2 protein-coding genes are annotated in these 6143 nt (G+C 38.9%); both read right to left on the bottom strand.

Annotation, left to right across the window (positions count from 1 at the left end):
* Positions 1-5321: amino acid adenylation domain-containing protein (locus ACJJVZ_RS19910; RefSeq protein WP_405621713.1), on the bottom strand; the 5321-nt coding region annotated here is incomplete at its 3' end.
* Positions 5318-6143: phosphopantetheine-binding protein (locus tag ACJJVZ_RS19905; RefSeq protein ID WP_405621710.1), on the bottom strand; the 826-nt coding region annotated here is incomplete at its 5' end. The genes ACJJVZ_RS19905 and ACJJVZ_RS19910, both read right to left, overlap by 4 nt.

Genomic DNA, 6143 nt, shown 5'->3' with positions numbered 1-6143 from the left:
GAAAATTGATGCTCAGATACACTCCCTAGTTGATCAAGTAATACCACGGTTGCACTGCTTAGCTCTACGTATTCAGTGACCGCTTTCACACTCAATACGACATGTGTATTGGCATCATTAACTAAATACTGAAGACGGGCTGATGGCAGTGCAGGATCTAACGGCACATAGGCACCACCGGCCTTTAAAATACCCCAAATGCCTATCACCATTTCTAACGAACGCTCAACACACAAACCCACAAGACTCTCTGGCCCAACATGGTGGTTATCTCGTAAGTAATGTGCTAACTGATTTGCTTTGGCATTAAGTTCTCCATAACTGAGTGTCTGCTCACCAAAGTGTAATGCTGTATCCGTTGGGTTAGCTGCTGCCTGCGCTTCAAATAATTCATGAATACAAATATCATGCTGATAACTCTGCTGTGTATCGTTCAATGCTGATAATAGCTGATAACATTCTGCTTCATGTACAACAGATAGTGCACACATCGTTGTATTGTGATCTTCAGTCAATGCAAGCACTAACTTCTCTAGCGCAGTGATCATATAAGCTATAATATTTTCTGGTTTAACTTTATTATCTACTTGTAAATTTAAAGCAAACCCTGTTTGCAAATCATCCACCGACAATACAAATGGATAATTAGTACGCTCTCTAACCCCTAATAGTTTTAAATCTGTTTGTTCATCCGTAGCAGCAATGTCGTGAGAGTGACGATAATTAATCACAGCGCTGAATAATGGAATATTACCCTCTAGCCCGCTTTCTCTCATTGCTTCAGATAGCGAAGCCTGCTCATAAGCCAATAATGATTGTAATCCTTCGTTAACTGAACTTAACAATTCAAGTACATTTTTCCCAGCAAGCGTGACCCGAAAAGGAAGCGTATTAATCATCATACCCAGCATCCGTTCGACTCCAGGCCCCCCCTGAAAACGCCCGGATAAAACAGTACCGAATACGACGTCTTTTTGCCCCGCACAAGCAGCTATTACTATAGCCCAAGCAAGATGAAACATTGCTGCAGGACTCATATCTTTTGCTTGAGCCAAGCAACGGATCCGCTCTGCTAAATCGATTGATAATTTGGTCTTGTATTCTACTATTTCAGTACCATTGCCATTAACTTCACTTAGACCAAATGGATAAGCAGGTTGAGTATAACTACTTAGTATATCGTGAAAATATGCGCTATTGTCTTGATGCTGATTATTATGTAACACCCTAGCAATAAAGTGCCGATAGGGTATTGCATCTGGTAGTTGATGTTGTTGATCTTCATCAAGCAACGCTAACTCTTCCATTAAAATGTCTAGAGATACATGATCTATCAGCAAATGATGCACTTTAAGCACGACATAAATACGCCCATTATCATTCATCGCTTGCAACTGCATCAAAGGGCTTGATTCGAGCTCAATTCGATGTTCACCGTGTGTAACGTAATTTTGAAATACTTGTCTTGGCTGTTGTGTCGAACTGACAGGCAACCATTCTAAATTTAGGCTAACGGATCTTAACACCACTTGCACAGCTTCTGTACGGCCACGCCACAAAATTCCGGTACGCAGAACATCATGTCGCGCGATCATAGTATTAAGTTGATTAAGTAAAATATCTAATAACGGTTTTTCACTAAATTCAAACGCAACGGTAGTTACATAAGGATCACGTCCATCTGTTAAAGTATGTATTGCAAGCATTCCTTGTTGCAGTGGAGCCAACGGATAAATATCTTGAACATTTTGTACTCCACCTGAAACTTGAGCTGTTATTTCATCTATCTCGCTTTGTGATAAATCAATCAAATTCAACATTTCAGGCGTAATATAATCACATTGAGATGGGATCAAGTTATCTGGTACCTGAAAATCATTTCCATTAACACTATTTGGCTGAAGTAGTTCAGCCATGACAGCCAAGCTAGTACACGCAAATATTGCCTGTGTATCTACCTTATAATCTCGTTCTTTTAATTTTGCGATTAACTGAATTATCAGCAAGGAATGGCCGCCTAAAGCAAAAAAATTCGCCTTGGTACTCAGTGTTTCTTGCTCAATTGCCAATAACTCAGACCAAATTTCAACTAATACTTTTTCTTCTTTATTTTTTGGTGATTGATAATCGTCTTCGCTAACAAAGTCAGCCTTAGGCAAAGCTTTACGATCAATTTTTCCATTATTAGTAAGTGGCCAAGCTGTAACAGTCACAAATGCCGAAGGTACCATATAATCGGGCAGTCTGTGTTTAAGTTCACAAGCTAACTGCTCATTATTATAATCTCCATCTTCTACTCGCTGCTGACCTGCCACACTTAATTCAACATACGCAACCAAACGTTTGATTTTATGGTCACTGCTAACTACCACCAAAGCACTTGTTACTTCGCTCAATTGCGTGATTTGTTGTTCAATTTCGCCCAGTTCAACCCTAAAACCTCGAATTTTAATTTGATCATCAACACGACCCATATACTCAATAATTCCGTCGGAATTGTAACGAACCAAATCGCCACTGCGATATAGCTTTTTATAGATATTTGAATCCGTAGCCTGATAAATAGGATTATTGACAAAGCTTTGTTGCGTAAGGTCATCTTTATTGAGATAACCCAATGCTAAACCGGCTCCACTAACACACAACTCACCAATACAACCATAAGGTACCAATGAGTTTTCGTTGAGGATCAAAACCTGATCTCCCCTCAGCGGTAAACCAATAGGTACATTGGTAATAGCATCAAAGTTTGCAGGAATTGAATAACAGCAAGTAAAAGTAGTATTTTCAGTCGGTCCGTAACCGTTAATAAGTTGTGCTTTTGGTAGCATAGCCTGAACACGACTAACGGCTAGTGATTCAAGTACATCTCCACCGGCAAGAATGTATTGCAACGGTAAATCAACTAAACTCTCTTTACTCCATTCGCTAAACAAGCCAGAGGTCAGCCAAAGTGAGTTGACATTATGGTAGGCAATTAATTGATTTAATTGCTTCAGTTCAATGTGGCGTTGAGGATAAATAACACATTTCCCGCCATTTAATAGTGGTCCCCAAATTTCTAAAGTAGCTGCATCAAATGCGACATTAGCTGCTTGTAGAAACACCGTATCTTGGTTTAACGTCATAAAGTTAGGTTCTGTGACTAAACGACTAACTGCCCTATGTGGTACCACGACACCTTTAGGATATCCCGTTGAACCTGAGGTATAGATCACATATGCAGGATCACTTGCTAAAATAGGCTTAGCCGCTAATTTTTCTCGACCATAACGGCTTAATTCTTCAGCCTCAGGAAGTTTAATAGACATATCATCATTTAATATAACAAGCACAATATCAGTATTTGCTAGAAGAGAACTCAAAAAATCAATAGTAATGACCAAATCCACCTGAGCATCTTCAAGTATATAATCCAACCTCGCTTGTGGATAATCAGGATTTAACGGTACATAAGCACAGCCAACCTTTAACACCGCCAACATAGCAACTATCGTTTCAGCCGAACGAGGTAATAACAAACCAATCGTTTTCTGTGTATTCAAATAGCCTTGTTCAGTAAGATAATGACCAAGACGGTTAGATGCACGATCCAGTTCCCCATAAGTAAACGCTTGCTTGGCACACACAAGTGCAATGCTATCAGGTGCAGCAGTAACACTAGATTCAAATAACTCAGTAATAGTGCGGTACTCCACTAAATCTATTACTTTTGTTTGCAACAAATGTTGCAACTTGTCTTGCTCATCAGGGTGTAACGCCGAAACTTGATTAAGCTCTATTGGTGCCAATTTTGTCGCACTTTGTGCCATCCGTTCTAGCACAATATTTAGCTGGTTATTTAAGCGTGAAATAAACTCACTTTTAAATAACGCTTTATCATAAGTCCAATGTATGTCAATTCCGCCCTCATGAACACTAAGATTAAGCTCAAGATCGAATTTACAAATCGGTGTTTCGCAGGCAACAGGTTCCAGAGTCAACTCTGATAATTCGATTTTTTGAGTTTGTCCTGATCCCACACCAAAATCAGAGTTAGTGGTTAATACAATTTGAAATAGTGGACTATATGCACTATCACGACACACATTTAGCGTTTCAACAATTTGTTCGAATGGCACATCTTGATTAGATTGTGCATCCTTATGCACACTACGAACATGATTCAAATAATCATCAAGGGTCTCATATAGAGTATTTACGCGAAGCACCAATGAATTGACAAAAAAACCGATTAAGGTTTGTAGTTCAGCTTCGCTACGATTTGCGATAGGGGTACCAACTACGATGTCATTGCTTGTAGAAAAACGAGACAGAGCTAAAGCTAAAGCTGCATGCAGTACCATAAAGGAAGTCAATTGATGCTGTTGTGCCAATTGTTGCAATTTATTTGCAACAATACTGGGCAACGAAGTAGATAAGCAGCCGCCGACATATTGTTTTTTATTTGGTCGAATATAACTCAGAGGCAAGCTATGCAGCGCAGGCAAATCAGCCAACTGAATGCGCCAATACTCTAATTGCGATGCCAATATATCACCATGCAGCCATTCCCTTTGCCATTGTGCATAATCTCTGTATTGAATGGGTAGCTCTGGTAACGACTCAGTAAGTTTTTGAGATAGGCTAGCGTACAGAATAAAAAACTCTTTACTCAATACAGCCATCGACCAGCCGTCAGACGCAATATGATGCATATTGAAAAGTAAAAACCCATGTTGCGATGACTCATCTTCAAGTACGCCTAGATTAACATACGCTACACGCAACATAAGATCAGTACTTAGATCAAACGGAGTTTGTGCATCCTCTGCTATCAACTGTTCTAATTTCTGATGTTTTTCCTCACTATTCAAACCACTTAAATCATGACGACTCAAACAGAAATCAGTCTTTTTTTGCACTTTTTGTATTGCTTCACCATTACGATGTAGATAAACGGTTCTCAATATTTCATGGCGACTAATAATTTTAGTAAATACTTGCTCAACAAGGTCTAAGTCAAGCTCACCATAAGTTTGATAGGCTTGTGGCATATTATATTCAGCAGAAGAACCTTGTAGCTGGTCTATAACCCAAAGTCTTTGTTGAGCAAAAGAAAGCTCAACGTGTTCGCTTTTAGCTTTACATAATTTAGGCTTTTTATTACTATGTCCATACAACTGTTTTAAAAAAGTTTTAAGCGCATCTTTATTACTTGCCAATGACTGCTTTAATTGGTTATCCAATTGCTTGGGCAATTTAAGTGTGATTTTATCATTTTCTGATTTAAAAATTACACCTGCTTGTTGAAGCTGTTGAAAAAGTAACTCAACACTCATAGCTCAAAATCCTCAAATTCAATGTTATCTTCCTCAATTACCGATCCTTGGGTGTGAATTGCCTGAATAGAATTGATAAAGCCTGAGATTTGTTGAATATTCTCACAGCGATAAAGATCTGGTATTTGTAGATCAACACCCAATTCTTCATTAATCCTCTGTAACAACTTCATAATCAACAATGAGTGACCACCCAGCTCAAAGAAATTTGCAGTAGTGCTTATAATCGCTGATTCTATTTTTAACAACTCCCCCCAAATTACCACTAACTGATTTTCTAATATATTCTGTGGCGCTACATAACCAGTTTGCATCAAATTAATATCAGCTTCTGGTAGTGCTTTTTTATCAATTTTACCATTTGTCGTTAGTGGCCATTCATTCATAAACACAAACGCAGCTGGTACCATGTAAACTGGCAGTTCAGTCGATAACGCAGTAGCTAAACTAAGCGCCTGTTCACGCTCATCATTCACACTTTGTTTAAGCTCAATATAAGCGACTAGTTTCTTGTCAATTTTGTCAATTGATTTCACCATAACAAGAGCATTTACGACTTCATCCAGACAGTTTAATCGTCGTTGTATCTCGCCCAATTCAACTCTAAATCCACGGATTTTTATTTGATCGTCAACACGCCCAACATACTCTATTAACCCATCCTTGCCATAACGCACCAAATCGCCTGTCTTATACACCTTTCCTTTGCAACCTAAATCGTCACTATAAGGGTTCCTTATAAAGCGACTATCTGTCATCTCCGGCTGATTCAGATACCCTAATGCTAAGCCATCTCCTCCAACACACAATTCACCAATACCC

Source organism: Pseudoalteromonas sp. Ld19 (assembly GCF_045064135.1).
Classification (GTDB): domain Bacteria; phylum Pseudomonadota; class Gammaproteobacteria; order Enterobacterales; family Alteromonadaceae; genus Pseudoalteromonas; species Pseudoalteromonas aliena.
This window is presented reverse-complemented; position numbering and strand designations above follow the sequence as displayed.